The sequence below is a fragment of the Heyndrickxia sp. MSNUG genome (assembly GCF_049532715.1).
Lineage (GTDB): Bacteria > Bacillota > Bacilli > Bacillales > Cytobacillaceae > Mesobacillus.
Map to the genome: position 1 here is coordinate 4066586 of NZ_CP150978.1, position 24187 is coordinate 4090772.

Here is a 24187-nt window from a genome sequence, read left to right on the forward strand (position 1 = left end):
CCTCCTTTACTCCGTAGTGGGCCTTGTATCAAGTCTGCGAATCATTTCATCGCCACCCTCTACAGGAGCCATGTTCAGAACTGCCCTGACTTCATTAGGAGAAAGAATACCCCTATCCACAAAGTTCACCAAATTCAATTTCGTTGTCATTGACGCAAATGATAGATTGCTTGACTCGAAAACAATAATGTTTCCATGCCCGCGCTCGCGCCTAGAGAACAACTTCCTTGTAAATTCGTTGCTTAACTGGATGATGTCAGGTTCGATAACTGCTTCATAGTAACTGATCCACTTGTTTTCATCGTAACTGGATTGAACAATGTCATCGTTTGTATTGAAGAAGGAGTAAATCCTCTGCACCGTTTTATCCATCTGATGTTCATTCGGTACATAATCCTTAGGCTCTACTTGCTTTGCATCAAATTTGCTATCGTGTGCAGCCGCTCCAACAGTATCGCTTTCGATATTGAGGTAATCGTCCACAAATTGCTTTGTAGCCTTTTTCAAATCCTCTGGCCTGATGGTTTGATTGAATTTAAGCAGCCATTTGATAATATTTGAGTTTTTAATGGCCTTTACGATACCCTGGTCTGTCGTGTTCACGATTTCCATTAATGGAGCGAGCACTTCTGCAGGACTATCGCCAAAAATTTCATTCTCGTTATAATCTTTTCTCAGATGGATAATATCTGTATAACGGAATGTGAAAGTCTTACCGTTTCGCATGGTGAACCGTAAGAAAAGTTCCCCATTTCCATTCTTAACGGCTTCGCAATACATTGAAGTAATAGGATAGATTTCTGTAGCATAGCCATTTTTATCCCGATTGATATAAGCAAAAGCATTGTGGTTAAGCTCAAGTTGCGTTGCAAGCTTCTCCTGCATCTGCTGGCCAGTCATGTAAGGATTCGGTTCTTCCAGTAAGAATTTCATGTATACATCTGGATTTACCTTAGTTTCCATTTTGCCTTTTAGGTCGCTTTTGCGAATATGCTTTGCTACCGCCTTCCCGATTGCCCTTGCCTTTGGTCGGATTGCTGACCTGACAATATCGGAAAAATACAGATTGCCATTCCAAGCATAGAACCCTCCGCCTTCATCCGTCACCATCTTGTAAGAAGAAACGGTCACAGCTTGATTCTTCGGCTTAAACCTATCGAATAATCCCAATCGCCTCACCTCCCTTAAATCATGTTCCTGTAATCTTCCTGTTTGTCGGTAAATACGACATAGGCATCGAGCATGGCTGCAAGACCGTCAATTCTTCGCCTTTGATTCTTCCCTTTTGATGGCTGGATATTGTTGTTCTTATCAACCTCAATCGATGTATTAGTCAAACACCATTTAGTAATAGGATTATTACCATAGTTGATTCTCTTCGCGCTTAGATCCGCACCAAGAAGTTTCATAGGTGCAGAGAGTGTTTTCTTCCCCTGGATAACAGGTACCATTGCTTCCTTTCCAAGTTCACCCTGCATTTCCTCAACCCAATATGGTGCAGACCAGTTATCGTATCCAACCCAAGGTACGTAAATATCTAATTCTTCACGTAATTCTCTGAACCATTCAGTCACAAATTTATGGTGAACCTTATTTCCTGGAGTGGTTTTCAACCACCCGGCTTCCATCCACAAGTCATAAGGAATTTTATCCTCTTTTGTCCGTTGGTCCAGTAAATCCTCTGGCAGCCAGTACATATGCTTTGCATAGATTGTTTCATCATTTGGTACCTGAAACAGTACACAAGCTGCAGTTAAGTCAACACTACTTGCTAAGTCAACGCCTCCAATAGCATAGCGTGGTTTAAGCTTTTCAATGTCAAATGTGACCGGATTATTAGCCTGTTCAAATGTCAGCCACGCTTCTGTGGAAGTATCCCGGATATTAAAATCCTTGGTTAGCAGGTTCTTTACTAACATTGGATTCTCTTTCGCCTTCTCGACTTTACGCTTCAATTCGTCTCTCGACTTAATCGAACCTAAGCCTGGATTAGCCTTCTTCCAACAGGTTTCATCTGTCCATTCCTCACGCTTGTCCAGCTCGTAGATGATTGGCAGTACCCTTTCATCCTTGTAACCGTTCGGATCACCGTAACCATTAATGATTTTCTCAGCTTCTTCATACTTAATATCAAAGATGCCTTCTCGGACGGTTCCCGCTGTTGTCGTGATGATGGAAATTGGCTGTTCACGCGCTGACATACCATCGATGATAACGTCATAAAGGTTTTTATCCTCAATGGCGTGAAGTTCATCTATTAAGCTGGCATGTGGGTTAAGACCATCGAGTGTATTAGAGTCAGAGCTTAATGGTTTGAAAGAACCATCGTTAAAATCTGCTACTAATTCAGCCACAAGAGTACGGATCCTCTTTCTTAAAGCAGGTGACTTTTTAACCATCCTCTTCGCTTCAAGCCAAATGATCTTCGCCTGGTCTTTTTTCGTAGCAGCTGAAACGATTTCTGGACCTGGTTCACCATCAGCAGCCAACATATAAAGAGCTACCGCAGAACCCCACGCTGACTTCCCGTTTTTACGTGCCACAATTAAAATAAACTCGCGATATTTGCGAGTCTGATCAATCTTATGAACGAATCCGAATAAGGCCGCTGTCATTGCTTTTTGCCAAAGCTCAAGGATAAAAGGCTTACCGCCCATCTTACCTTTTGAGTGCTTGCAGAAGTTTTCTACAAACTCAATAGCATGATTCGCTCGTTTAGCGTTGTATTCCCAAACACTTGATGAATCATTTAAGAGCCTGGCTAGTTCAGCATACACAGCTTTTACTTTTATGCTGACAATTTCCTCACCAGAGTCAATTTTGTTCCAGTATTCAAGAATTGGATTATGAGAAATGGGATACCGGATCATCTGTCATTCACAAATGAGTCAAACCCATCATCTTTTTCCTTTGGTTTATTATCCGGCTTAGGAATGTAATCGCCCAGTTGCTTCATGATACTTTGATAGTTTTTATTCATCGAAATGTATCTTCTAGCCTGAGGGCGTTCCCTTTCGTATGGATCCTGACTCTCAGACTGTGAAAACATTTCATCATATCCATTTTCATCAAGGTCTTTACGAATATCCTCAAGTCGTATCCTTAGGTCTGCAGCCTCAACAATTAACCCCTCCACAACCATCAAGGTATCTTTCGGCAAATCCTTATAAATCTTTTTAAGTCGGTTTATTTCCCGCTTAACACGATCATCTTTGGTTAACTCTTTCTTTTTCGCCATAAAAAACACCTCCTTGCGATGGTTAATTTTGGGGTAGGGGGTCACGCAAAATGACCTGTGAGTTACACGAACCTTGCCCATCGGTCTTATATCTTCACCATTTTCGTGTCGAGACCAGGGGGACTTGGATTAAGTTACCTTCTTCATCAAAACCAAATCCTTCTCGAACTCGGCTATACTTTTCAAACGTTTTAGTGTTGTGACACTTCAAACACAAATACTGAAGGTTCTCATGGTTCAATGTAATGTCTGGATCAGTTATGTTCTCAGGTGTTAGCTCCTCGATATGGTCAAGGATATAACCTGGTTCCCCACAGTGTTCACAGATACCGAATACTTTCTTGATATATGATGCTCTGCACTTCTTCCAGGCTGATGAATTATAAAAAGGTTTCGCCCAGGGTTTAGCCATCCTTGCTCACCTTTGTCGGCATCTTATTCTGTACACAATTTGCAAAAGGACAGAAGATTACTCTGCCATCTTCCTTCACTGCCCAGATACAGCTTTGGCATTTCTTCATCTGCCCCACCTCGCTAGTAGTATATAAAACTATAAGTCATAGTTATTCTCACTATATAGGTGGCAAAGGGTCTATGTAAAAAAGCCTATCCACAATAATGGAATAGGCTCGATGCTACACGATCAGCTATCTTCTTCTCTGCTTTGGCGATTGTATTCTTTATAGTGCTTTCCGAAACGTTAAGGAAGTAAGCTATCTTGGAGTATGGAATGGAATATCCTCTGGACATTAAGTATATTTCTTTCTCCCTTTCGGTCAGCGTACACATGGCATCTTCAATCAATTCCTTATCCACTGCGCTTAACGTATCTTCCTTTGGTGTCCTATCCCATTCATACACATCATCAGAGCATCGGAAGTATTTCTGCATGAGCAACGGATCAAATGAGCGTTCCCTTTGATACGCCGCCCTTCTCTCTATCCCCCGCTTATTCCCCGGCCTTCTCCCTGTCTGCATCCACTCAAGGGCATAGGCTAAGTCTGATGCCATGCCCCCGAGCAGTTTCTTATCTTCCACAGATGCAGATTGCTGGAGAAGGCGAATGCTTTTGAATGCCTGTCTGTATTCTTCGATTAGGTCTTGCAATTCGACCTCCCCCTTAAAGGTGGTTAGATTGATATGGCTAATTTATAGATTGTTAGATTGATAAGGCTAATGCAGTATTTCTTCGTATTGTTCAGTAAGGAGTAGGGTACAACTTACCATCTTCATCTGTTTTTACTTCCCAACCGCATTTACAAGACCTGTAAAAATAATCATCCTCGACAATGAGTTTTCCCTCTCCATTGGCTACATTGCCATTTCCACAAGCAGGACAAGTGCCGTACTTTTCCATAAGTGCAAGTGATTTAATTAAATTCATTTTCAAACTCTCCTTTGCTGAACTACATGAGTCAATATTTGAGACTGTTAATTACACTTTGTAAATACTCATTGAGGTAGTCTTTTTGCGTCTCCAACATCATAATTTTCATCTCAACTGGTGAATCGCTTGCTAAAATTAAAGAGATGTTTTTTGCTTGTGCAACTATCTTTTCTTCGATAGATACTTTCCTCATTTTCTTTCCTCCTTTGCTGAACTACATGAGTCTTTTGTTCATCACCCAATCTTCTTCCATCCCCGCTTCAACTTGACAGCAATCTCTTTCCTTCTCAGAGGCTCATACACACATGTTGCCAGTCCCTTGGCATCTTCATATACCAGCATCACCCAATCACGCTGGATGTTTCTTCTCATGCTAGTACCTTTTCCCGCCATGCCTATGAGGTCGATACTTGTTGAACTCCATTTTCTTTAAGATTGCATGTTCCAGGTCATATTCGTTCATCCCGCAAAAGTCGAACACTCGAATGCACACATCGGCTAGTTCTTCCACAAGGTTTTCTTCATCACCCTTGCGATCCGCTTCAAGTGCTTCGCTTACCTCACTGTGGATTAATGCGAGCATGGTTCCTGTTTCCCTCGGTTCATCGTGCCACCCTTTTGATTTAGCTGTATTAAATGCTTCTTTGCATAATTGATTAATCATCGATTAAGCCCCCTTAGTCCTTGTCATTAATCCCATATCCTTCAAACTCTGCTTCACATAATGAGGATTCATCTTCTCTGCCCCTCTGTGGAAGAGTCTGCTGATGAAAGCCGCCCCTGAGTATCCTTTTAATCTCGCAATCTCGTTAAAGCTATATCCTTCGGAAAACAACTCGACAACTTCTTTTTCAGTTTCAGATAGTTTGCCGAAATTCTCTGACCATGTTAATTTATTGATTGTTACCTTTTCGGGATTTTGTGTTTCATCGATTAAGTAATCGAGGAATGTCTCGTCCACATCCTCATGACGGTTCTTATCGATAGACACAAGATCCTCATATACTTTCCTCTTTTCAGAATTGACTTTTTCGATATGATGACTAAATTCTGATTTGATATTCATATAGCAGAAAGTTTTGAAACTCCCTTTCCCTGGCTTATAATTCTTGATTGCCTTCACTATGCCAATGTAGCCGATTTGATACAGGTCATAAAAGTTGTATATGCGTTCGTGATCCCATCGGTCAAATTTCTTGTTAATCAGATGTTTAATCAAATGGTCGAACAGGTTTCTGTTTAATGCTTCAACTGCCAATCCTTCGAGAAGGTGTTCCGGCACATGCCAATCATCGGCTATAATCATCCACAATTGTTTTTCTGTTGCTGATTCCCAGTTCATAACTTCCCTGCCCTCCGCATTGTGTAGATTTTGCCCTTAACTTGCTTGTATGTTTTGCCTAATATCTCTGACAATTCCCGGATCGTTCCTTTTTGCAAATGGCCGCGTTCATCATACCGCTTATTCTCTTTGATATATCTTTTTATCAAATGCTCATCATCAACGCTCCAAACACCTTTTACATACTGATGATTCTGCAATAACCCCAAACTATCCAAAATCTCAAATGAAAACGCCTTTGCATCCTCTGCACATAAAATAAAATCTGTGTCCTGATCTTCATTGATAAACGTATAAAACGCCCTGCATTGTTTTTTGCAGCCACAAATAGCGTTTCGTCTTCTGCCATGCAATGCGGTTAAATCGCCTTTCTGCATATATGGGATCATTTGTTTACCTCCTAACGTGTATCTACGGATTGTTCAACATAGTATTATTTGATTAAGACTTGGAAAAACTTATTTATATTCACATTAAGGAAGTGTACTTATGACAACCATTAAAATTACAGTAGAAATTCCCGTATCAGTAATTGATACATTAGACCGTATGGTTATCAACTTCAATGACTCTGAAATAACAAGAAACAGTGTTGTTTCTTATGCCCTGCAAATGCTATGTGTTAATGAGTTTCCTGAAATCATTGATGAAAAATTTAAAGATTGTTATTAATGAACTACATGAGTCAAAACCAGCCATTGGCATCAGCCGCTATATCAATTTCCTTAAATTCCGAAAGCACTAACAAATATTTGAGCTCATCATAGTCACATTCCTGGAGACTTTTTCCTGTTTCTGTCCGAAATATATTCCTTTTGTTCAATCTCTCGATGATGAATTGCTTTTTCTGTTCAGCCATGGCAGCTGCGAATAAGATTGCCATATTCATCACTTCTCCCTTTTGAGGTGTATCTTCGGATTGTGTATCAGCTAATAATCTTGATTCATACAATCCTCACAAAAATAATACTTACCAACCACTCCGTAATAACCTTTTAAATTAACCTTTTTACCACATTCACAACATTTGGCTAATTTCTTTCTAAGGCGTTTTTTCACATTGTCACTCCTTCGCTACATGAGTCAACCATTAGCCTTAACTTTCGCCCTAAACTGTCTCCTATACTTCGCAAGGCATCCTCTGCACCTATTTACGTTCTTGTAAAATGCCTCCACACGCTTATGTTTGAGACAGTGAATACACTTCTTCACATGGATGATTTCACTGTTCCGCTCAACTTCGTAGATCATCTCCCAATCAACTCAGTTCGCAACACACTCATGACATAAGGTGACATTCTTTTAGGCACTCCATTCCTTTGCCAGTGGCAAATGGTCATATCAGTGACTCCCATCAAATCGCCCATATGCTTTTTTGTGCTTTTTGTAGTCTTGCATACGATTTCCAGTGTTTCTTTAAAATGTTGACCGGACATTTCGCTTCAACCTCGCTTCCAGATAAGCAATCCACACATTCTGAGACTTCACGACTTCTTCAAGCTCAATATTTTCCTGTGAGATTTCCATGAGCAGCTGCAACCGGTTCGACTTCTTCAATTCCTTGACCTGTTCACGTAACCGCTGATTTTCCAAACACAACTCTGCATAAGTTTTAACCATGATCCACACTCAACTCCCCTTGCAGATCCTCTCTGACCCGCATTTTGTATGTCCTGTTTTCATGCAATCTTTTACACCGTCTGATTTCACCGATCGCCTTATTCAATTCGTTCTCTGTTATCTTTGGCCGCCTTATTACTTCCACAAGAGGCTTGAGCAGTTCATTTTGGTCTTTCAACAGCCTTCTGCGTTTCCTGGCTTCCCTTATCTCTTTTGCGTATTGATAACCCTTAGCTGCACTGAATGGTTTAAGCTCCAGCACATGTTCAATGTCCATGATTTCTTTTTCCAGCAAGGTGATTTCTTCCGAATTATCTTCCAGCAGCTTTGGCGCTTGAGTGATGATTGTGCGTAACATCATCGTGGCTTGTTCGATATCTGAGAATAGGTCATCCACTTTTTAGCCTCCTTGATTGGAGTTTTTTATGAATTGTTCACTATTAATATTCTCCATCGTACTTGACTTGGTATTTAAAAAACATGACTCTCTGTAATCCACCTAACTTATTGGAATCTCTGAAAAACTCAAGTAAATAAGTCTTTGGGAACTCTTCGATTAATTTTCCTGTCATTGAATGGTAAAAAGAATCTTCTGAAATAACCGTATATCTTTTATACATTTGAACTTCCTCCTTTGTTGCGCAATTTAGTCAATGCTTCAAAAACTCCCTCGCATAGTACAGCATGTGGTGGTATACGAAATTCCCTGTTAAGTGTGGAGCAATAAAAACAGTCGAAAAGTTATATCTGGCTTCAAATGTTTTCAAGCTCCCCAGTAATGACTCAGGCTTGTACTTGCTCCTGTATTTGCCTTTCAATATCTTCTCGTAGCCTTCCAAATCCTCCACAATCAAGACGAATGGATGTTGTGACGCTCGGATCAGTTCATTCTCGAACCGGCTTCTATCCTTAATCGATTCAACCAATTCATCTACTCCGTTTTTCCTTTCGACTAAAGCAGCAAGGTATAGATCCCGAGTTATGCCCAATTCTTCATTTTTCGGAATCATCGCTGAGTAGTCAGCGGTTTTCATCGTCTGGAGTTTAAATGGAACATCTTTCTTTCTGAAGTAATCCAGCACATGTTGGTTCTTTTGCTCCCTGGTGTCCACAGTGATGGTGAGTGTGGACAGTATCTTTTTCATTTCCGTATCTGTGAATTTATAAGAGAGTGCGTTCACCCTGCTGCAGCTCCCTTCTTGAAGTAAGTCATCGCTCTTTCGTAAATCTCCTTGGACATTTCATCCGTTATTTTATTTTCAAAGTTACAAACTGGATCAACAAGCGTCCAACCGTTCCGGGAAAACTCAACCACCAAATCCATAACAAGATTTAATCCTTCCACATCATTCTGCAACCAGTCATTAATCTTGCTATCGATTCTGCAGCCTTCTCTGTAGAAATCTACGATCTTATCAATGGTTTGTTTTACGTTGTGTTCTTTATCGCTGTATTCGCCTTTTAAATACGTGACAATACGTGATTTGTTTCCCTTGGCCAGTTCTTCAAGCTCTGGGTAGATGTTCGCTGGATTATTGATGTAAAGTTCATCACCTTCCACAGAGAATGAAGCTCCTAGACTCTTAAAATCTGAAATTATCGTTTTCGGGTGCATTTACTCACCTTCTTTTTTTAGTGTCAAACCATAAAAGTACACTTTGTTTTTGCTTGACCTCTTTTTTGGATATCCTAATTCTTCAACCACCGCGAAGAGTGTTCTATTCCCTACAAATGCTTCAGCCGATAAACCGCTGAGTTGCCAGCATTTATAATAAAGTTCTTTGGCTTCGACTTTTCCTTCTGGAACAACAATGCAATGCGATTTGATAAATTCTGTCATGTAAGCTTTAATGTCAGTGTAGTTTTTCAAGTTTTTCCCACCTTTTTTAGAGGGTTAATAAACAGGTTAATTAATTAACCCAACCTGAGCCTTACAGCCACAAGGGATTGAGCGTTACGGGTTAACGAGGTTAACGATTTTTCTATTACCAGCGTCATAAACACTATTTCGTGAATTTTTATGGTATTTTGCTCATGGGAATGGAACAGGGAAATTCGTTAACCTTATTAACCTTTTTACATTTATTTACAATTAATAAATCATTAAAGATTAATAGAAAGCTAGTCATATCAATGGTTTCAAAGCTTTTTTCGATTTATCGAGGTCACATTATGTGGGTTAATAAACTCTTCATCTTTAGAAAGTTCGTTAACCCTTTCGTTAACCCCATCTGCATCTGAGAACCCTGGGTTGCTTTGTAAGCCGATTCCAAAGAAGTAAATTTTGTTCTTTGCGCCATTTCCTTTTTTGAATCCTCGGCTTTCGAGTTGTCGGTAAAATGCTCTGTTTTTCAGTTCAATTTCACCGTTATCAAAACACCATCTTTTGTATTCATCGTAGAGTTTTTTAGCCTCCACCTTCGCTAGCGGGTTGATCAGGCACATCTCTTGGAAGAAAGGCCCGATGATATCCATTTCATTTCGATATCCTTCTGTAGCTTCACGTACTGAAGCGGGTTCGCCTAATCCGTCCTTCTGCCACATCAGACAGCCTTCCACAGCCCAGCGAAGAATGCCGGGCAACTCTGCAGCAATCTTTTCAGGTAAGTGTTTGTCGATTTGCTCCTTCGGCACTGTGTAAGTGAAAGGTATTAATCGAATCCTGCGCCAGATCCCTTCGTCACTTCCTCGAATAATCGGCTTGTGGTTAGTCGTGAAGAATACCTTAAACTCAGGTGTAAACTCGAAAAACTCTTGTCTGAGGAATCGAGCTGACATTTTCTCTCCACCTGTAATTTGCTTTACCAACGACTCCGACAACTGCTGGCCATCTTCACTTTCCACAGCTGAGACGAATCTTGCACCGTCTAACCTGGCAATATCATTGTTGATCCCAGTGTCGTTCTTCTTCTTGATGAAGGTGTCGCTGTTCGTCTGGCGGCCATAATCACCAAGTAAGGTTTGAATTGTATTAATGAAAGTTGATTTTCCGTTTCGACCTGTTCCATAAAGGAAAAACATTACTTGTTCAGTTATGTCACCAGTGAGCGTATAACCTACCGCCTTCTGGAGAAAATTAATTAATTCAAAGTTGGTATTTCCGTCTGAATCTTTGAATATACTGTTGAGGAAGGTTGTCCAATTCGGACACTCAGCCTCTGGATTGTAGGAAATCCGAGAAATCTTTGTGAGAAGCAGCTCTCTGTCGTGGGGGAGCAGCTTCCCTGTTTTTAAGTCGATAACTCCGTTATCACAGTTGAATAGATACTTATGAGCATCAAACTCTGTTTTCTTCACCGATACCATAGGCCGGGCATCGAGTATACTGTTGATACGAACAGACCGCCTTTCACACTTCTTTGCCCATTCGTAAAGTTGTTTCTGTCTAGATTCATCGTCCACAGTTCTGGACTCCTGATATAACGCTCTAAAGGTCTTAGCCGCGATTTGTTCAATCTCCCTCTTGCTATCCTCTTCCCACACCTTGCCATTCCATATGAGCCACTCCAGTTCGTTACAGAAGCGTAGGTTTTCGCCATGATAGAAGATAATCCGTTCAGCGTTCCCCAGTTCAGTCAAATGAAAGAATGGTGTCTTAGGATCCTCAACTTCTTCTTCATCTTCAATTTCTTCTGTCTCCTTTGATATGTAAATCTCAAAAGGTTTTTCTGGCTGAAAATCCGAAATTGTGGATGAAGTAGATTGAATGGCATTGTCAATCGTCATTTCACCGTATGTTCTTCCATCGGATGAATGTCGCTTGTCCCATTTTTCACGATATAAAGCTGTTTCCCTGAAAAGGCTGTCCATCTTTGAAGAGTCTTTATCTGTCCAGAAGGCTAAGTGGTTACATAAGGCAAGGTCTGAGGAAGAGTGATCACCGTTGATAAGCTGGCCATTGTATAAATCATTAATGTTGCTGCCGTTCTTGCTCTTGAACATTTTCAGCCACAACTCAGAGTTTGATAGGTTAGTAATTTCGGAAGTACGTTCGACTTTTACGACTTTTCCTGCACGCTTCTTCTTTTCAGCGAAGAATTTATCGAATAGGATTTGCAGTTCTTCGGTCCTCTCTTCCACACTTCTCTCTGTGCCTGGAAGGTGATTGCCGGTGAATGTGAAGTATCGGCCATGCCTGTACACTTCCAAACCGAGTTCAGGATTCTTCTTTCCTGTTCCAGCGATATATTCAGGCAGTTCACCTTTGACAATGATGTGGATGCCCTGTTCACTCGGTGACATTTCTGTGTAACTGCTGATCAGTTCTGCCACTTCTTCAGCCATCATGGAAAGTTCCCCATCTACTACACACTTATCAATGTCAATCCCGATGAATGGATCTTCTTTTGAAAACATGAATCCGATTCCGTCATATTCACCAGAATCAAAGGCATACCGGACAGCCGAGAATGAGGACCAGGTGTGTTTATTGTTCGACTGCGCCAGTGTGCCATTAACTTGATATGGAACTTTGGTTTTTTTGCCGCCCCTTTCCTCTGACCTCCAGAGAATCCATTGAGGGGCAGCCACAAGTTCTTGTGGTATTTGTTTAAAGTTTAAGTTCATTAGCTGACTCCCTTTCAGAAAAGGGAGCATTTCCGCCCCCCTTCGTTTCAGCTTTCTACGGATTTTTTAGAATGGAACCGAATCATCTGAGACTTCAATTTCACCCACAGGATGTGCAGTTGGCATGTATTTCTTTACCTCTGGATAATACTTGCCATTGTGTTCGCGTAAACCAACGTTCACTAAAAGGTTTTTACCGACATAACGCTTAGCCCACTCAGTGTACTTTTCAAATGTTGCTTCCTCTTCAGTGAAGCCAGCAGCGATTGAAGCATTTTCAATTTTCCACAATGCGCGCTCGGTGCAGAAGAAATCATCGAAACGGATTTTCTGGCCCTTGAACTCCTGATCCACATCAGAACGAATCTCGTAATCTACTGAGATAACATTCTTGTCACCTACTTTTTTAGTTTCAAAATTCAAAACAGTTACTTCATAATCCCCAGCAGTGATTTGTTCAAATTCCTTGTTAGCGTCCTTGTTAAGATTTAGCTTTATCATTTGTCATCTTCTCCTTTAGAAATCTAAGTTTTTTTCTTCTTTTGGCCTACTTGCAAAATTGCCATCATCATCTTCATCTGCGACTATTCCAAAGGCTGCGCTTAGTGCGTATCGTCTTGCATAAGTTGCACTGCTAGCTCCGCTTTGTGCTGTTTTCTGCGCTACTGGGAGATAGAATGGCTCGTGGATGATGTACTCTCCACTGATATGCATAATCATCGTTTGAACACCTATGCCAGCATCAGAGCTGACAATCGATTGCGTGTAAGAAATCCCATTTTCCGAACACAATTCTTTGATTGCATTGACTGTGCCATCTAGGGTGACATATCGACTTTTAAAAAGGGGTTCTCTGCGGTCCGTTTTGGTTGAACTAAATTGGACTGTACCGCGAGCATGGCTTTAGATATATTTACGATGGAATCTGAGATTAACATTGTGTCTCCCCTCCATTTACCTCCTATGAGTTTCTGATTTGGTTCAAATGGTCCTCGATTTGCTTGATCGCTTCTTCATGGTTAGCGTTTCTTTCTTCCAATGAAGCAATCGATTCCTTTTTGGATTGAATCTCATGCTCGTTATCCTTCAACTGGCGATTGTGATATTTCAAGCTTTTTTGCAGTTCGTCAATTACGTGCTGCATCGTCTTGCTCCTGTGAATCAAGAGTTTCATATACTTCTATTAAGTCCTCAAACACACGACTGTCACCCAGCACTGGTGCATACTTTTCTAGCGCGCTGTAAAATGGCTCTAATTGGTTATTGCGTGGACTGAATACTGTTTTGTGTTTCGTTTCAAAGTACAATGCGCTGACCTCCTATTTACTCCCAAACGGAAAACCGTTAAAATGGAGTTGGTTAGATTTGTTTAGTCACTGTTCGCAGCAGTGGCTATTTTATTGTCTGGAATTGCATTCCGTAGACTTCCTTTAAATATCGTTCTAAATTTTCTTTTAAAATTTGTTCCTCGCCATCGATGATAATGTCATCGCCTTCTAAAATTTCTGAGTCAAAATAATCTGTGCCACAATGTTCCGGCTGTTCAATAACGTTAGTGGGATAACCAGTGCGTAGAGTGCGAGTTATAGCCGGGTGCTCCATGTTCTCACCACCTTTCAAGTGGAGTGTTTCAACGGAATGTTCACTAAGCAGTCCATCTATTAACAACAGCTAAATCACTGTTAAACTCAACAATTTCCCAGTTTTTAATCCTCATTTGACTGATGTATTTCTCTGCGTCTTTCTTTGTTTGAAATCTTTGACCAACTTGAACATTATTCCACCAAACCTTGAAGTAGGTCGTTTTATCGTTATTCATGATGTGTCACCATGATTAGCGAAGGTTTTACCATTTTGATTTCATCACTTTCTTTTTGGAAGATTTCTGCCATAACACGTTTTGCGATTCGGTAAACATCTTTAGACACAGCTTCCAAGTGTCCTATGGTGTGCTTTTTTAAGTCCATTCCATGGTAGTCGTCGCCTTTGTGTAATATCTCCCCCAAGATGATATACTCTCCGTTCATTCCATCATAAAGGCAGAATATTTCCCCGCCTTCTTCCATATAAGGTTCAAGCCCTTCATACAATTTTTCGCTATCATAAAAACCTATATCAATTCCCAACATTACATAGTGAGTTTGTTTTACACTCATATTAATCTCCTTCCTTAGTGAGCTATTTGAGTCCTTAGTTCCCAGCAATCGAACTAAACACAATCACCAATGTCATAAGGCCGAAGAAGATACCTGAGTAAATCCATTCAAATGTGTGGTTGATTTCTCTACCTGGTACAGCTCTCATTGTGCTTTCGCCTCCTTTTAATTAGTTGGTTGCTCCTTGATCCACTGGAGCAGGAACGTTTCACACTCTGCAGCTGGGAAATACCACTTACCGCCTACCTTGTGCTTTGGGAATCTTTCATCATAGAAGAATTTTTCCTTTATGCTGTTTTCTCCCATGTTCGTTTGGCGCATAAGCTCCTTCATATCCCAGAAAGTGTGTCTGCGTTCAATGTGTTCGAGCTTCTTTCTCAGCTCATTTAAAAACTGTTCTTCGATTGCTCTTTCATCAAAATGGATACTCAGCATAAAGTCTCACCGCCATTATTGGTTGTTTTAACCAATTAGAGATTAAAAAAAATCACGAATTTCACATTTTAAAGCATTTGCAAGTTTTTCCAGTAAATCCATACTAGGTTTACCCTTTCCCTTTTCAATGTCGCAAAGCCAATCATTCCCGATGCCGACTATCTCAGCAAGTTCTTTTTGCTGAAGATTCTTCTGCTGACGGATGGCTGCGATATTATTTTTCATATACCGTACCCCCTTAATATTGATTTATTGGTTCAATTAACCAACTTATAACTTGAGTATAATTGGTTATACTAACCAAGTCAACACTTTTTTTGGTTATTTTAACAAATTTGCACATTGGGGGATTAAATTACATTTGGTTTGTCAAACCAATTCGTTATAATGATATAGGGGGTGATGTTAGATGGACAACATAGGCCAAAAGATAAAGAATATTAGAAAAGAACATAAAGATACATTGAAAAGCTTAGCTTCAAAGGTGGATTATGACTGGAGCAATCTATCTAAGGTAGAGCGTGGGATTTATGGTGCATCTGTGGAGTTATTAAAGAAGATAACCGAAGTGTACAATATTAGTCCGACTTACTTTTTTGGAGAAGGGTTTACAGAGCCGGAAGGCAAGTTACTCGTGGATGGCAAGTTGGAGCCTTCCGATCTGCGAGAAAAATTTAACTTTGTCGTAGATGGCAAGGAAGCAACTGAAGAAGAAATAGAAGAAGCGATTAGGTTAATCCGCTATTTCCGTTCTACTAAACCATCTGGCTGATCCGTCTTTTCGATTAGCTTTTTCAACTCTTCTACAAAGTGTGCAAGGTCAATAGTTTCTTTCATCAAATTTCCCCCAAGCAAAGGTGATGAGCGTAATTGTACTTTGTGGTCGGTAAATGCCTCTTATCTGACCGACTTTTACAAGTACGCATGACACAGCAAGAATTAGCAGAACAATTGGGCGTAACCAGACAGCAAATCAATTCATACACGACTAATAAAAGGATAATGAGCCTAGTGACGGCTAAAAATATAGCTTTTATTGTCAAGTGTGATATAACCGATTTATATGAGTGGGTACTTGTGGACGACAGAAATAAGAGGCAATAAAGGGTAGACTTTATGTCTGCTCACAGCTTCCAGTCAGTCATAAGACTTACTTTTTGAATAAATATACATTTGTACCAATTTTACACTATCACTTAATCCGCTTCCAATGAAATTTGTCACGATTGTCGAAATTTCTTTCGCCATGTTACGACATTTTTCATATTTGATAAAATAAGTATACCATAAAAACGAACAAACGTTCTATAATTAAAACCATAAAATAGAAATTTTTTAGGAGGCATCGTATGTTTTTCCGTAAGGTGAAAAGAAAAAAAGGCGATGTATGGGAATGTTTTGATGAACTCCCTAAGGATCCAGTCACAGGCAAGCGCAAAAGGGTATCTGCCACAGGTAAAACAAAAGGTGAAGCCAGGTCAAAGCTCGAACGAAAAATGAAAGAGGTCACCGAGTATGGATTAACTACAGACCCATCACAGAGCAGGATTACCTTTGAGCAGCTGGCTGAAGAGTGGCTAAAAACTCACAAAAAGAATATGAAGCACAGCACTCAAAAAGCTCGTGAGTACCACGTTAAAAGGTTCAAGAAATATATTGCCAAGGTTGAAGTAAGGACAATCACCAGGAAGATGTATCAGAACGTGCTGGATCAGATGGAAACAGACGGATATTCTTTGAATACCATTTATTCGGCTCACGCTGCTGCAAAGAATATATTTAAACAAGCAGTCACATGGGACATTATCAAATCTTCTCCAGCTGATACTGCGATTTTGCCAAAAGCTAAAGTTACAATAGAACAAATTGAAACAGATGAAATAGCCGCATCATATCTAGAAAAAGACGAATTAAAAAGATTACTTTCCTTAATAGATGAAAAAGGATTACTGAATGATGATATTATCTTCACTCTTTTAGCTTTCGCTGGAATGCGTGTGGGAGAATTACTCGCGTTAAAGTGGTCAGATGTTGATTTTGTAGCGAAGGAATTAAGTATCACGAAAACCATTTACAACATTGAAGGGAAAAAGGAAGAATACAAACTTCTTACTCCTAAAACGAAAACATCTATCAGGAAAATAAGCTTTGATGATCAAATAGCTCAGTTATTGAAACGACACAAACAAAGGCAAAATGAACAGAAAATGAAGATTCGTTTATTATGGCATGATGCAGAATTTTTAATCACCAGGGAAGATGGCCATCCTATGTCACCGAGGTTTGTTCACTATCGAATGAAGCGACTGGAAAAGATGCTCATAGAAAAAGGAGTAAAGAAAAAACTACACCCGCATATCTTGCGCCATACTCACACTTCCTTGCTGACGGAAGCTGGCGTAGATCTGCGGGCAATTATGCAGCGGTTAGGTCACTCAGACGCTAAAACCACATTATCAGTATATACTCATGTTACAGAGAAAATGAAGCTCGATGCAGCTGACAAAATCGGTTCATTATTTGGGGACTTAATCAATCGGTAGGTTTTTTAAAATTTAGGCGGTGGATGGGCGGTGTTTTTCGGACAAGTCCTCCACAATCATTGATAAATCAACGGTTTTTCATACATTCACCAGTACAAGTATCATAATGGATGATTTTTGATGGAACCCGGGCATATGTGTCCGGGTTTTCATTTTGCAATCTGGAAAATATCATTCGTTTTTTCCAGTTCGCCAAATAAGTTGTGAACTTCGCCACTAAACTTAAATTTCCGCCAGAAAAATGAGATTTTCGCCAAATTAATATTCTAAATGGAATTCTCTGAGTCAATAACATCAATAAACGCAAAGAAGGGATAGCTTAATGAATATCCCTTAAATTCTCTATCGACTCCCGTTAAATAAATTTGTTGTCTGTTTTTATTGAGTGTCTTCGTCGCTTCTGTACTCCAAAATATCACCTGGCTGACAATCCAAAGTCTTACATATCGCTTCTAATGTTGAAAAACGAACCGCTTTGGCTTTCCCATTTTTCAGAATGGAAAGATTCGCCATAGTAATCCCAACCTTCTCCGAAAGCTCTGTTACGCTCATTTTTCGTTTTGCTAACATCACATCAATATTAATAATAATTGCCATATCCTCCACCTCAAATCGTTAAAGCATTTTCTGATTTTATGTTAATTGCTTCTTGTAGAAGCCGTTGGAGGATAGCAGCAAAAACGGCGATAACCAACGAGGCAAAAATGATGATGAGTCCCATTATTCCTATAGGAGAGTCAATTTTCTTCGCTATAAAATGAAAGAGTGGCAAACCTAATACATACAAACAACTTATTGTAATCGCACAGCACTTTATGTATTTTAACGCCTTTACAGATAATTCCGAGAACGCTGTCTTTTCGTCAATGTACCGTAAAAGGTTGAAAGCCTGATAGAGAGCAAAGTAAAAAGGCACAGCCGCTCCATACATCACGATGAAAACGAGATATTTTATATAAGCAATATCTTGATACAATTCTCCAGCAAAATTCCCGAACTTAGGCACTAAAAATATGCACAATGCAAGAGTTGCAATTCCCATAAGAATAACCGCTAATTTTAAAAACAATGTGGATGCATTTTTCATTTGTAATACCTCTTTTTTATATTTTATCTAGGAAACTTTTTAACGGCTTTTGAAGTACGTCCACAACAGCTATGATAATACTTGTTGCTAAAATACAAATCAGACTTACCGATATAGGACCTGCTGAATCATCTCCTGAGATACTAGAAATCACCTTTAAGCTTATTATCATTAACACAATGAAGAAAATGGCTGTAAAAGCACATTTTTTTATAACCTTTAAAGATTTAAGAGATGACTCCGAAAAAGCATTGTTCCTTTCGATAAAGGTTAATAGTTTATATACTTGAAACAGCGTAAAAGAAAATGCAATACAGATTCCATACGCACATACTAAAAGGGGGTATAGCGAGTAATCCCCACCTGGATGTGCTTTTATATCTCTAATGGTTAAAACAGGCATCCAATAAATGCACAAAGTAAGCACTGCAATTCCAACAAGAAAAATAATTACCTTTAAGAAAATAGCTGAACCTCGTTGACCATTCATTTAAAACACCTCACTTATTTAAGATGATAACATTATTTTAGCTCTTCATTTATTGTTTTACAATAAATTAATATTGAATTACATTATATTATTTTTGATATATCCTTTTTATTTAGGCTCTGTTAAACAAGGCTGTTGATTTCCGTTCCAGGCGCTTCGCTTTCCGCGGGGCTGGCGCTGAGCCTCCTCGTCGCTTCGCTCCTGCGGGGTCTCATCTGTCCAGCTGTGCCCGCAGGAGTCTTCGCGCCTTCCACTACAATCAACAGGGTTTAAAATCAACATTCAGCTTTAACAGAGCCTTTATTTAAGTAAATAATAATGACGAAAAGGATTAATGCAATAATTATATTGGATGGAATAATTTAAACCTTTTGGCTTCAAATATCTCATTGCGAGTCACCAAACTACCGTTCTTATTTCCACACCTGTTTTAGCACTTAAATCGTAAGGCTCCAATGGAAATTTCAGTCTTACGATCTGGCATACGGAATTACATACGAATTATAGATTAATATTGGCTATAATACTGATATAACAACAAAAAAAGACACACGAAATCATTGACGATTTCGTGTATCTTTAGTGTTTTTTTATTTTTTGTACTCCAAAGGTGAACCACTTATTTTGGAATACTTCTCTTTTATGCCGAAACATACCCATATTTCTCGAGCTCAGAATAAATTGTCTTCAACTTCGGGTTCCCTTCGCCGACAATCTTGCCTTCAAGCAGGACGACAGGGTAAAACATATCCTCTTCAATCACTCTTTCGGCAAATTCTTTCTTGTCTTGCTCTGCTGGAGGATTGTATATATCAACATAAGTGATTTTAAATGGCTGATCGGTATATTTGCGGCTGATGGCAGCTTCAAGCCACTCATATGTCTCTTTTGATGATGGCATGTTGACGCAGCTCGGGCACAGTACTGCCGCACCGTAAACGACAATTTCGACCTGTTTTTGCTCCATTATCAATTACCCCCTGGTATTTTCTTTTATTTTACTATAGGATGGTAAGGTTGCATAAGGAAAAAACTGTTGTTTAGTGGATTTTCAGTTTATTCAATAGATTTTTCTGGCTGATGTGATTATAATAAGTATTATGAAAGGAGTCGATTTGCATGACTGAACAACAAATGTTTGAGCAAGTACAAGAAGTATTAGATAAATTGCGCCCATTCCTTCTTCGTGATGGAGGAGACTGTGAATTAGTTGACGTTGAGGACGGCATTGTAAAACTTCGCCTGCTTGGTGCATGCGGCAGCTGCCCGAGCTCCACTATCACACTTAAAGCTGGAATTGAACGCGCACTTCTAGAAGAAGTACCTGGTGTTGTAGAGGTTGAACAGGTATTCTAATGACCATAAATACAAAGCGGTTTTGCCTTTGCCGGCAAAACCGCTTTTTTTTATTTTTCAAAAGAAACCTGACACCCGTCCTTATCAATCTTAAGCCGGTGAATCTCAAATCTCGAAAGATCATTTTGCAGAGCCTTAGCTAACGCAGCGCCATTCCCAGGTTCAGCGAGGCAAAGCAGCGAAGGGCCGGCACCGCTTAACGCAACACCAAACGCTCCATACTCGGCCGCTTTTTCCTGCACTTCCTCATAAAATGGGACGAGATCTTTCCTATATGGCTGATGAAACAGGTCAGCAGCCATCATTTTTCCGGCAAGCTCCCATTGCTGAGTCATCAAGGCCGCAAGCAGCTGGTTTGAGATCGCACTTGCCTGCACGGCGCGTTTAAAATCAACCACTCCTGGCAGCACATCGCGTGATGCTTCCGTAAGTAGTTCTTGGTGTGGCACAACGAGAACTGGATCAAAATCAATGCAAACCAATCTAGTTAGGTTCACTTCATCGCCAACATCGCTGCCAACGACAAACCCGCCAAACAGGCAAGCCCCTGCATTATCGGGGTGTCCTTCCATCTTTGTCGCAATCCGCAATTTCTCCTGGCGGCTCAGCTGCAGACCGCAAAACACATCGGCCAGCTCAATACCCGCCACAATCGCAGCTGCACTCGATCCCAGGCCCCTCGCAAGCGGAATATCACTTTTAATCGAAACCTTCAAAGCAGGCATTTCCTGCTTGTACATCCTCGCGGTATTGATGGCAATCTGCGAAATATAATTTTGTTCGTCTCTGGGAAAATCCTTTAAAGCACTCGATAACGGGGTAATTTCCCAGCTGGCACTCCTCTTTGCTTGCAAAACCAAATATAAGCTCAATGCGACACCAACTGAATCAAAACCAGGGCCAAGGTTAGCTGAGCTTGCAGGCACTTTTACCGTAACAGCTTGCTTTTTAGAAGAGGAGACACTTTCTCCAGCTGTTGCCTTCATTGACGGACAACTCCCCTGATATGCTCGCTGACGAGTTGTTCATCATTAGGCAGTACCACTGGCGAAATCAAGCTGATATCGATGGCAGTAGCAGGGTCCTTTAATCCATTGCCGGTCAAAACAGCCACGATTCTGGAGCCCTGAGGAATCTCTCCACGCTGTAAAAGCTTATGAATGCCAGCAAGTGACGCGCAAGAGGCCGGCTCGGCAAAGATCCCTTCCGCAGACGCTAGTTTACTGTATGCCTGCAGAATCTCTTCATCAGTAACGAAATCAATTTCTCCATTCGAATCCTGCTTCGCATTGACGGCTAAATCCCAGCTCGCTGGATTGCCAATCCGGATTGCAGTAGCAATGGTTTCCGGCTGGTCAATTGGACTGCCCTGGACGATTGCCGCTGCACCCTCAGCCTCAAATCCAAACATACGAGGAAGGCCAGTGCCCTTCATAGCATGATATTCTTTGAATCCCTTCCAATACGCACTGATATTCCCCGCGTTGCCAACAGGGATTGCCAAAATTTCTGGTGCCTCCCCAAGCTGGTCGCAGATTTCAAACGCAGCTGTTTTCTGTCCTTCTAGACGATATGGGTTCACCGAATTCACAAGAGTGACAGGTTCTGTCGCGCTGATGGCTCTAACCATTCTTAATGCTTCATCAAAATTTCCCTCAATTGAAACGATGCTCGCGCCATACATCACTGCCTGCGCAAGCTTACCCATGGCAATTTTACCTTCGGGAATGACAATGATGCACCGCAAGCCTGCTCTAGCTGCATAAGCAGCCGCAGAGGCAGATGTATTTCCAGTGGATGCGCAAATGACGGTCCCGCTGCCTTCCTCCTTTGCTTTGGCGACCGCCATAACCATCCCACGATCTTTAAAAGAACCCGTTGGATTGGCTCCCTCTACTTTCGCGAACAGGTCAACCCCCCACTCCTCTGAGAGCCGATCCAGCCTGATTAATGGTGTATTCCCTTCATTTAGCGTAAGTATTGGGGTATTCTCATTGATTGGCAGGAACTCTTTGTATTCACTCAACAGGCCGCGCCACCTCATGCACTGACACTCCCCTCGACTCTGTAGGAACTTTTGATTTCTTTAACAACAGGAAGATCACGTAGCTGCATTAAAATATCTTCATAGTTTCTTAGAGAAGCGTTGTGTGTTACCACAACAATTTCAGCTAGTTCTTCTTCTTTTAAAGGCATCTGGAGAATCTTTTCAAAGCTTACATTATAGTTGGAAAAAAGCGATGTAATTTCCGCGAATACACCAACCTCATCATGTACATGCAAACGGAGGAAATACTTTGAATGCACTTCGCCATCGTCTTTTAGCTGCTTTTGATATTGAGGTGTTACGGAAGAGCATCCATTGACGCCTAAGCGCATGTTCTTGATTACTCCAACAAGGTCTGAAACAACAGCGGTCGCTGTGGGCAGACTTCCTGCACCAGGACCGTAGAACATCGTTTCACCGACTGCCTCGCCATAAACATAGACAGCATTGTATTCGTTATGGACAGAAGCTAGCGGGTGTGAATTCGGCAAAAGAGCGGGCTGGACACTTACCTCTACCTTATCATCCTCGCGATGGGCAATCCCCAGCAGCTTCATTGTGTAACCAAGCTGCTTGCCATATTGGAGGTCTTCTTCAGTTATCTCAGTAATCCCTTTAAACTTGACGTCATCAAGGTCGATTTTCATTGAAAATCCTAACGACGCCATGATCGCCATCTTCCTCGCTGCATCCAGGCCCTCTACGTCTGAAGCTGGATTTGCTTCCGCATAACCAAGCCTTTGGGCTTCTTTTAACACCGATTCATAAGCTAGACCTTCCTGGCTCATCTTTGTTAAAATATAGTTAGTCGTACCATTAACGATTCCCATCATCTTTGTAATCCTGTCTGATGCAAGGCCTTCTGCAAGGCTCCTTAAAATCGGGATACCCCCAGCAACACTCGCTTCAAAAAATAGGTCACACCCGTTTTCATGCGCAGCCGTCAATAGCTCTGAACCATAAACGGCCATTAAGTCCTTATTCGCTGTCACAACGTTTTTTTTCATTTTTAATGCTTCAAGTAAATGTTCACGCGTATTTTCGATGCCGCCCATTACCTCTATCACGACATCAATTTCCGGGTCATCGATAATGTCAGCTGGATTCACCGTCAAGAGAGAAGAATCGACCTTCACTGTTCTTTCCTTTACAGGATCCTGTACGAGGATTTTCTTCACCTTCACCGGACAGCCGACCTGGTGCATCAGCTTATCCTGATGGTTTTCAATAATTTTCACTACCCCCGAGCCTACTGTGCCTAATCCTAGAAGTCCAATTGAGATAACCTGCATTTTTTCTTCCCCTCTCCTACTGTCCGCTATAAAAGAACAAGTGTTTATATATAGTAGACATTATAATTTTCTTAACCTTCTTTTACAAGGATTTTTTAAAGAGGCATTTTCATGTAAACGCTTAATCATATGAGGCTCTAGGTAGAAAAATTTTGAATTTTTCAAATAGAAAAGCGCAAGCGCCTTGTTAATGGAACGGCGACTAACTACGCCACGTCCTGTGGCAACGTCGCCGTCAGCACGTCCTGTGCAAGTCCGACAAGCGCTGGCCGACTAAAATCACCACGTCCTATGGCAACGTCGGCACTAGAACATCGTGTCCGTCGGAGGTCCTGACAGTGAAGTCGCTTTTTGACTTCATTGGCAGGACCGAAACCGAAATGTGTAGCCGACTGCCCAGAAACGCAGAAACTGGAGACTCCGACAAAGAAGCGCTTTTTGCTTCTGCCGGCGGAGTTGAAGTTTCGGAGTTTCTAGGAGGCGAAACTAGACAAGCGTCTCGAGGAGTTAGGAGCCGCAGCTAGACAAGCGACTCGAGGGGCTAGGCGCTGGAGCTGGACAATTTTCGAAGTGAATTTTATACTTTCTTATCAATTAAAAAGAGCCTTCCCTGTTTAAAAGGAAAAGC

42 protein-coding genes are annotated in these 24187 nt (G+C 41.0%); 6 read left to right on the top strand and 36 right to left on the bottom strand.

The genetic code is table 11. The features are described 5' to 3' along the window. Window positions 1–6: 6 nt before the first annotated feature. From AABM38_RS20500 to AABM38_RS20550, 11 genes are all read right to left on the bottom strand, one after another. Window positions 7–1170 (bottom strand): phage portal protein, encoded by a 1164-nt coding sequence (locus AABM38_RS20500; protein ID WP_423408028.1) that lies wholly within the window; start codon window positions 1168–1170, stop codon window positions 7–9. Window positions 1171–1184: 14 nt separating this feature from the next. Further along, on the bottom strand, window positions 1185–2870 hold the full coding sequence (locus AABM38_RS20505) for a terminase large subunit (protein WP_423408029.1): 1686 nt from the start codon (window positions 2868–2870) through the stop codon (window positions 1185–1187). Further along, entirely contained in the window at window positions 2867–3238 is a 372-nt protein-coding gene (locus AABM38_RS20510; protein WP_423408030.1) for a hypothetical protein, read from the bottom strand. The genes AABM38_RS20505 and AABM38_RS20510 overlap by 4 nt, the downstream gene beginning before the upstream one ends. A gap of 94 nt (window positions 3239–3332) precedes the next feature. Continuing rightward, window positions 3333–3650, bottom strand: coding sequence for an HNH endonuclease (locus tag AABM38_RS20515; protein ID WP_423408031.1), 318 nt, complete (start codon window positions 3648–3650; stop codon window positions 3333–3335). A gap of 194 nt (window positions 3651–3844) precedes the next feature. Beyond that, the gene (locus AABM38_RS20520) at window positions 3845–4345 is read right to left on the bottom strand and encodes a sigma factor-like helix-turn-helix DNA-binding protein (protein WP_423408032.1); all 501 of its coding nucleotides are present in this window, start codon (window positions 4343–4345) and stop codon (window positions 3845–3847) included. 91 nt (window positions 4346–4436) lie between these two features. Next, complete coding sequence (locus AABM38_RS20525) at window positions 4437–4622, bottom strand: DUF3797 domain-containing protein (RefSeq protein WP_423408033.1); 186 nt, start codon at window positions 4620–4622, stop codon at window positions 4437–4439. Window positions 4623–4653: 31 nt separating this feature from the next. Then, entirely contained in the window at window positions 4654–4818 is a 165-nt protein-coding gene (locus AABM38_RS20530; RefSeq protein ID WP_423408034.1) for a hypothetical protein, read from the bottom strand. A 41-nt stretch (window positions 4819–4859) separates the two neighbouring features. Beyond that, window positions 4860–4997, bottom strand: a complete 138-nt coding sequence (locus AABM38_RS20535; protein WP_423408035.1) for a hypothetical protein — start codon at window positions 4995–4997, stop codon at window positions 4860–4862. Between the two features lies 1 nt (window position 4998). Further along, window positions 4999–5289 carry a MazG nucleotide pyrophosphohydrolase domain-containing protein gene (locus AABM38_RS20540; protein WP_423408036.1) on the bottom strand — a complete coding sequence of 97 codons (291 nt, stop codon included), beginning with the start codon at window positions 5287–5289 and terminating at the stop codon, window positions 4999–5001. A 3-nt stretch (window positions 5290–5292) separates the two neighbouring features. Next, window positions 5293–5967: a sigma-70 family RNA polymerase sigma factor gene (locus AABM38_RS20545; protein ID WP_423408037.1), complete on the bottom strand. Its 675-nt coding sequence runs from the start codon at window positions 5965–5967 to the stop codon at window positions 5293–5295. Beyond that, the gene (locus AABM38_RS20550) at window positions 5964–6356 is read right to left on the bottom strand and encodes a hypothetical protein (protein ID WP_423408038.1); all 393 of its coding nucleotides are present in this window, start codon (window positions 6354–6356) and stop codon (window positions 5964–5966) included. Before AABM38_RS20550 ends, AABM38_RS20545 begins: the two co-directional genes overlap by 4 nt. Before the next feature lie 100 nt (window positions 6357–6456). On the opposite strand from AABM38_RS20550, the gene AABM38_RS20555 reads away from it, so the two are divergent. Then, window positions 6457–6639, top strand: coding sequence for a hypothetical protein (locus AABM38_RS20555; protein WP_423408039.1), 183 nt, complete (start codon window positions 6457–6459; stop codon window positions 6637–6639). Window positions 6640–6652: 13 nt separating this feature from the next. Here AABM38_RS20555 and AABM38_RS20560 read toward each other — a convergent pair whose 3' ends face one another. The 18 genes from AABM38_RS20560 to AABM38_RS20645 all read right to left on the bottom strand — a co-directional run bounded on the left by AABM38_RS20560 (window position 6653) and on the right by AABM38_RS20645 (window position 14969). Then, on the bottom strand, window positions 6653–6919 hold the full coding sequence (locus AABM38_RS20560) for a hypothetical protein (RefSeq protein WP_423408040.1): 267 nt from the start codon (window positions 6917–6919) through the stop codon (window positions 6653–6655). A 295-nt stretch (window positions 6920–7214) separates the two neighbouring features. Then, window positions 7215–7403, bottom strand: coding sequence for a hypothetical protein (locus tag AABM38_RS20565; RefSeq protein ID WP_423408041.1), 189 nt, complete (start codon window positions 7401–7403; stop codon window positions 7215–7217). Beyond that, the gene (locus AABM38_RS20570; protein WP_423408042.1) at window positions 7384–7560 is read right to left on the bottom strand and encodes a hypothetical protein; all 177 of its coding nucleotides are present in this window, start codon (window positions 7558–7560) and stop codon (window positions 7384–7386) included. The genes AABM38_RS20565 and AABM38_RS20570 overlap by 20 nt, the downstream gene beginning before the upstream one ends. A gap of 19 nt (window positions 7561–7579) precedes the next feature. Continuing rightward, on the bottom strand, window positions 7580–7984 hold the full coding sequence (locus tag AABM38_RS20575; protein WP_423408043.1) for a hypothetical protein: 405 nt from the start codon (window positions 7982–7984) through the stop codon (window positions 7580–7582). 43 nt (window positions 7985–8027) lie between these two features. Next, window positions 8028–8207: a hypothetical protein gene (locus AABM38_RS20580; protein WP_423408044.1), complete on the bottom strand. Its 180-nt coding sequence runs from the start codon at window positions 8205–8207 to the stop codon at window positions 8028–8030. Window positions 8208–8237: 30 nt separating this feature from the next. Then, the gene (locus AABM38_RS20585) at window positions 8238–8732 is read right to left on the bottom strand and encodes an ERCC4 domain-containing protein (protein ID WP_423410813.1); all 495 of its coding nucleotides are present in this window, start codon (window positions 8730–8732) and stop codon (window positions 8238–8240) included. A 32-nt stretch (window positions 8733–8764) separates the two neighbouring features. Continuing rightward, window positions 8765–9202, bottom strand: coding sequence for a hypothetical protein (locus AABM38_RS20590; RefSeq protein ID WP_423408045.1), 438 nt, complete (start codon window positions 9200–9202; stop codon window positions 8765–8767). Next, window positions 9203–9457 carry a hypothetical protein gene (locus AABM38_RS20595; RefSeq protein WP_423408046.1) on the bottom strand — a complete coding sequence of 85 codons (255 nt, stop codon included), beginning with the start codon at window positions 9455–9457 and terminating at the stop codon, window positions 9203–9205. 269 nt (window positions 9458–9726) lie between these two features. Next, a complete protein-coding gene (locus AABM38_RS20600) occupies window positions 9727–12153 on the bottom strand; it encodes a phage/plasmid primase, P4 family (protein WP_423408047.1) in 2427 nt (808 codons plus the stop codon). Between the two features lie 66 nt (window positions 12154–12219). After that, a complete protein-coding gene (locus tag AABM38_RS20605; RefSeq protein WP_423408048.1) occupies window positions 12220–12654 on the bottom strand; it encodes a DUF669 domain-containing protein in 435 nt (144 codons plus the stop codon). A gap of 15 nt (window positions 12655–12669) precedes the next feature. Further along, the gene (locus AABM38_RS20610; protein WP_423410814.1) at window positions 12670–12954 is read right to left on the bottom strand and encodes an ERF family protein; all 285 of its coding nucleotides are present in this window, start codon (window positions 12952–12954) and stop codon (window positions 12670–12672) included. 160 nt (window positions 12955–13114) lie between these two features. Further along, the gene (locus AABM38_RS20615) at window positions 13115–13297 is read right to left on the bottom strand and encodes a hypothetical protein (protein WP_423408049.1); all 183 of its coding nucleotides are present in this window, start codon (window positions 13295–13297) and stop codon (window positions 13115–13117) included. Further along, window positions 13281–13460 carry a hypothetical protein gene (locus tag AABM38_RS20620; RefSeq protein WP_423408050.1) on the bottom strand — a complete coding sequence of 60 codons (180 nt, stop codon included), beginning with the start codon at window positions 13458–13460 and terminating at the stop codon, window positions 13281–13283. Before AABM38_RS20620 ends, AABM38_RS20615 begins: the two co-directional genes overlap by 17 nt. An 85-nt stretch (window positions 13461–13545) precedes the next feature. Next, window positions 13546–13755, bottom strand: coding sequence for a YqaI family protein (locus tag AABM38_RS20625; RefSeq protein ID WP_423408051.1), 210 nt, complete (start codon window positions 13753–13755; stop codon window positions 13546–13548). Window positions 13756–13798: 43 nt separating this feature from the next. Continuing rightward, complete coding sequence (locus tag AABM38_RS20630; protein ID WP_423408052.1) at window positions 13799–13972, bottom strand: hypothetical protein; 174 nt, start codon at window positions 13970–13972, stop codon at window positions 13799–13801. Beyond that, window positions 13965–14309 carry a hypothetical protein gene (locus tag AABM38_RS20635; RefSeq protein WP_423408053.1) on the bottom strand — a complete coding sequence of 115 codons (345 nt, stop codon included), beginning with the start codon at window positions 14307–14309 and terminating at the stop codon, window positions 13965–13967. Before AABM38_RS20635 ends, AABM38_RS20630 begins: the two co-directional genes overlap by 8 nt. 165 nt (window positions 14310–14474) lie before the next feature. Then, window positions 14475–14744: a hypothetical protein gene (locus AABM38_RS20640; RefSeq protein WP_423408054.1), complete on the bottom strand. Its 270-nt coding sequence runs from the start codon at window positions 14742–14744 to the stop codon at window positions 14475–14477. Between the two features lie 42 nt (window positions 14745–14786). Continuing rightward, window positions 14787–14969, bottom strand: a complete 183-nt coding sequence (locus tag AABM38_RS20645) for a helix-turn-helix domain-containing protein (protein WP_423408055.1) — start codon at window positions 14967–14969, stop codon at window positions 14787–14789. Window positions 14970–15153: 184 nt separating this feature from the next. Here AABM38_RS20645 and AABM38_RS20650 point away from each other — a divergent pair, with 184 nt between their 5' ends. From AABM38_RS20650 to AABM38_RS20660, 3 genes are all read left to right on the top strand, one after another. After that, window positions 15154–15516 (top strand): helix-turn-helix domain-containing protein, encoded by a 363-nt coding sequence (locus AABM38_RS20650; protein ID WP_423408056.1) that lies wholly within the window; start codon window positions 15154–15156, stop codon window positions 15514–15516. Between the two features lie 107 nt (window positions 15517–15623). Next, complete coding sequence (locus AABM38_RS20655) at window positions 15624–15848, top strand: helix-turn-helix transcriptional regulator (RefSeq protein WP_423410815.1); 225 nt, start codon at window positions 15624–15626, stop codon at window positions 15846–15848. A 245-nt stretch (window positions 15849–16093) separates the two neighbouring features. Then, on the top strand, window positions 16094–17287 hold the full coding sequence (locus AABM38_RS20660) for a tyrosine-type recombinase/integrase (RefSeq protein ID WP_423408057.1): 1194 nt from the start codon (window positions 16094–16096) through the stop codon (window positions 17285–17287). A gap of 378 nt (window positions 17288–17665) precedes the next feature. Here the strand turns inward: AABM38_RS20660 and AABM38_RS20665 are convergent, their stop codons facing one another. The 4 genes from AABM38_RS20665 to AABM38_RS20680 all read right to left on the bottom strand — a co-directional run bounded on the left by AABM38_RS20665 (window position 17666) and on the right by AABM38_RS20680 (window position 19831). Further along, window positions 17666–17884: a helix-turn-helix domain-containing protein gene (locus AABM38_RS20665; RefSeq protein WP_423408058.1), complete on the bottom strand. Its 219-nt coding sequence runs from the start codon at window positions 17882–17884 to the stop codon at window positions 17666–17668. 10 nt (window positions 17885–17894) lie between these two features. Next, window positions 17895–18374, bottom strand: coding sequence for a DUF2975 domain-containing protein (locus AABM38_RS20670; RefSeq protein ID WP_423408059.1), 480 nt, complete (start codon window positions 18372–18374; stop codon window positions 17895–17897). Window positions 18375–18390: 16 nt separating this feature from the next. Beyond that, a complete protein-coding gene (locus tag AABM38_RS20675) occupies window positions 18391–18864 on the bottom strand; it encodes a DUF2975 domain-containing protein (protein ID WP_423408060.1) in 474 nt (157 codons plus the stop codon). Between the two features lie 640 nt (window positions 18865–19504). Beyond that, window positions 19505–19831 (bottom strand): YuzD family protein, encoded by a 327-nt coding sequence (locus tag AABM38_RS20680; RefSeq protein ID WP_423408061.1) that lies wholly within the window; start codon window positions 19829–19831, stop codon window positions 19505–19507. 152 nt (window positions 19832–19983) lie between these two features. On the opposite strand from AABM38_RS20680, the gene AABM38_RS20685 reads away from it, so the two are divergent. Continuing rightward, the gene (locus tag AABM38_RS20685) at window positions 19984–20220 is read left to right on the top strand and encodes a NifU family protein (RefSeq protein WP_023626615.1); all 237 of its coding nucleotides are present in this window, start codon (window positions 19984–19986) and stop codon (window positions 20218–20220) included. Window positions 20221–20270: 50 nt separating this feature from the next. Here the strand turns inward: AABM38_RS20685 and thrB are convergent, their stop codons facing one another. Genes thrB through AABM38_RS20700 form a run of 3 tightly spaced genes read right to left on the bottom strand, consistent with a single transcriptional unit; the run spans window position 20271 to window position 23559 of the window. Continuing rightward, the gene (thrB, locus tag AABM38_RS20690; RefSeq protein ID WP_423408062.1) at window positions 20271–21206 is read right to left on the bottom strand and encodes a homoserine kinase; all 936 of its coding nucleotides are present in this window, start codon (window positions 21204–21206) and stop codon (window positions 20271–20273) included. Beyond that, window positions 21203–22264: a threonine synthase gene (gene thrC, locus AABM38_RS20695; protein WP_423408063.1), complete on the bottom strand. Its 1062-nt coding sequence runs from the start codon at window positions 22262–22264 to the stop codon at window positions 21203–21205. The genes thrB and thrC overlap by 4 nt, the downstream gene beginning before the upstream one ends. Continuing rightward, window positions 22261–23559 (bottom strand): homoserine dehydrogenase, encoded by a 1299-nt coding sequence (locus tag AABM38_RS20700; protein ID WP_335374883.1) that lies wholly within the window; start codon window positions 23557–23559, stop codon window positions 22261–22263. The genes thrC and AABM38_RS20700 overlap by 4 nt, the downstream gene beginning before the upstream one ends. Before the next feature lie 338 nt (window positions 23560–23897). On the opposite strand from AABM38_RS20700, the gene AABM38_RS20705 reads away from it, so the two are divergent. Beyond that, window positions 23898–24083, top strand: a complete 186-nt coding sequence (locus tag AABM38_RS20705) for a hypothetical protein (protein WP_423408064.1) — start codon at window positions 23898–23900, stop codon at window positions 24081–24083. The last annotated feature ends 104 nt before the right edge of the window (window positions 24084–24187 follow it).

What these genes read in the sequence shown, in the direction of transcription:
- AABM38_RS20650 (WP_423408056.1), top strand. Translation starts at nt 15,154, where the DNA reads ATGGACAACATAGGCCAAAAGATAAAGAATATTAGAAAAGAACATAAA.
- AABM38_RS20550 (WP_423408038.1), bottom strand. Translation starts at nt 6,356, where the DNA reads ATGATCCCATATATGCAGAAAGGCGATTTAACCGCATTGCATGGCAGA.
- AABM38_RS20585 (WP_423410813.1), bottom strand. Translation starts at nt 8,732, where the DNA reads ATGAAAAAGATACTGTCCACACTCACCATCACTGTGGACACCAGGGAG.
- AABM38_RS20565 (WP_423408041.1), bottom strand. Translation starts at nt 7,403, where the DNA reads ATGTCCGGTCAACATTTTAAAGAAACACTGGAAATCGTATGCAAGACT.
- AABM38_RS20600 (WP_423408047.1), bottom strand. Translation starts at nt 12,153, where the DNA reads ATGAACTTAAACTTTAAACAAATACCACAAGAACTTGTGGCTGCCCCT.
- AABM38_RS20670 (WP_423408059.1), bottom strand. Translation starts at nt 18,374, where the DNA reads ATGAAAAATGCATCCACATTGTTTTTAAAATTAGCGGTTATTCTTATG.
- AABM38_RS20605 (WP_423408048.1), bottom strand. Translation starts at nt 12,654, where the DNA reads ATGATAAAGCTAAATCTTAACAAGGACGCTAACAAGGAATTTGAACAA.
- AABM38_RS20660 (WP_423408057.1), top strand. Translation starts at nt 16,094, where the DNA reads ATGTTTTTCCGTAAGGTGAAAAGAAAAAAAGGCGATGTATGGGAATGT.
- AABM38_RS20535 (WP_423408035.1), bottom strand. Translation starts at nt 4,997, where the DNA reads ATGAGAAGAAACATCCAGCGTGATTGGGTGATGCTGGTATATGAAGAT.
- thrB (WP_423408062.1), bottom strand. Translation starts at nt 21,206, where the DNA reads ATGAAGGCAACAGCTGGAGAAAGTGTCTCCTCTTCTAAAAAGCAAGCT.
- AABM38_RS20680 (WP_423408061.1), bottom strand. Translation starts at nt 19,831, where the DNA reads ATGGAGCAAAAACAGGTCGAAATTGTCGTTTACGGTGCGGCAGTACTG.
- AABM38_RS20515 (WP_423408031.1), bottom strand. Translation starts at nt 3,650, where the DNA reads ATGGCTAAACCCTGGGCGAAACCTTTTTATAATTCATCAGCCTGGAAG.
- AABM38_RS20545 (WP_423408037.1), bottom strand. Translation starts at nt 5,967, where the DNA reads ATGAACTGGGAATCAGCAACAGAAAAACAATTGTGGATGATTATAGCC.
- AABM38_RS20590 (WP_423408045.1), bottom strand. Translation starts at nt 9,202, where the DNA reads ATGCACCCGAAAACGATAATTTCAGATTTTAAGAGTCTAGGAGCTTCA.
- AABM38_RS20635 (WP_423408053.1), bottom strand. Translation starts at nt 14,309, where the DNA reads ATGAGTGTAAAACAAACTCACTATGTAATGTTGGGAATTGATATAGGT.
- AABM38_RS20630 (WP_423408052.1), bottom strand. Translation starts at nt 13,972, where the DNA reads ATGAATAACGATAAAACGACCTACTTCAAGGTTTGGTGGAATAATGTT.
- AABM38_RS20640 (WP_423408054.1), bottom strand. Translation starts at nt 14,744, where the DNA reads ATGCTGAGTATCCATTTTGATGAAAGAGCAATCGAAGAACAGTTTTTA.
- AABM38_RS20675 (WP_423408060.1), bottom strand. Translation starts at nt 18,864, where the DNA reads ATGAATGGTCAACGAGGTTCAGCTATTTTCTTAAAGGTAATTATTTTT.
- AABM38_RS20510 (WP_423408030.1), bottom strand. Translation starts at nt 3,238, where the DNA reads ATGGCGAAAAAGAAAGAGTTAACCAAAGATGATCGTGTTAAGCGGGAA.
- AABM38_RS20700 (WP_335374883.1), bottom strand. Translation starts at nt 23,559, where the DNA reads ATGCAGGTTATCTCAATTGGACTTCTAGGATTAGGCACAGTAGGCTCG.
- AABM38_RS20625 (WP_423408051.1), bottom strand. Translation starts at nt 13,755, where the DNA reads ATGGAGCACCCGGCTATAACTCGCACTCTACGCACTGGTTATCCCACT.
- AABM38_RS20525 (WP_423408033.1), bottom strand. Translation starts at nt 4,622, where the DNA reads ATGAATTTAATTAAATCACTTGCACTTATGGAAAAGTACGGCACTTGT.
- AABM38_RS20580 (WP_423408044.1), bottom strand. Translation starts at nt 8,207, where the DNA reads ATGTATAAAAGATATACGGTTATTTCAGAAGATTCTTTTTACCATTCA.
- AABM38_RS20555 (WP_423408039.1), top strand. Translation starts at nt 6,457, where the DNA reads ATGACAACCATTAAAATTACAGTAGAAATTCCCGTATCAGTAATTGAT.
- thrC (WP_423408063.1), bottom strand. Translation starts at nt 22,264, where the DNA reads ATGAGGTGGCGCGGCCTGTTGAGTGAATACAAAGAGTTCCTGCCAATC.
- AABM38_RS20665 (WP_423408058.1), bottom strand. Translation starts at nt 17,884, where the DNA reads ATGGCAATTATTATTAATATTGATGTGATGTTAGCAAAACGAAAAATG.
- AABM38_RS20540 (WP_423408036.1), bottom strand. Translation starts at nt 5,289, where the DNA reads ATGATTAATCAATTATGCAAAGAAGCATTTAATACAGCTAAATCAAAA.
- AABM38_RS20685 (WP_023626615.1), top strand. Translation starts at nt 19,984, where the DNA reads ATGACTGAACAACAAATGTTTGAGCAAGTACAAGAAGTATTAGATAAA.
- AABM38_RS20645 (WP_423408055.1), bottom strand. Translation starts at nt 14,969, where the DNA reads ATGAAAAATAATATCGCAGCCATCCGTCAGCAGAAGAATCTTCAGCAA.
- AABM38_RS20530 (WP_423408034.1), bottom strand. Translation starts at nt 4,818, where the DNA reads ATGAGGAAAGTATCTATCGAAGAAAAGATAGTTGCACAAGCAAAAAAC.
- AABM38_RS20615 (WP_423408049.1), bottom strand. Translation starts at nt 13,297, where the DNA reads ATGCAGCACGTAATTGACGAACTGCAAAAAAGCTTGAAATATCACAAT.
- AABM38_RS20505 (WP_423408029.1), bottom strand. Translation starts at nt 2,870, where the DNA reads ATGATCCGGTATCCCATTTCTCATAATCCAATTCTTGAATACTGGAAC.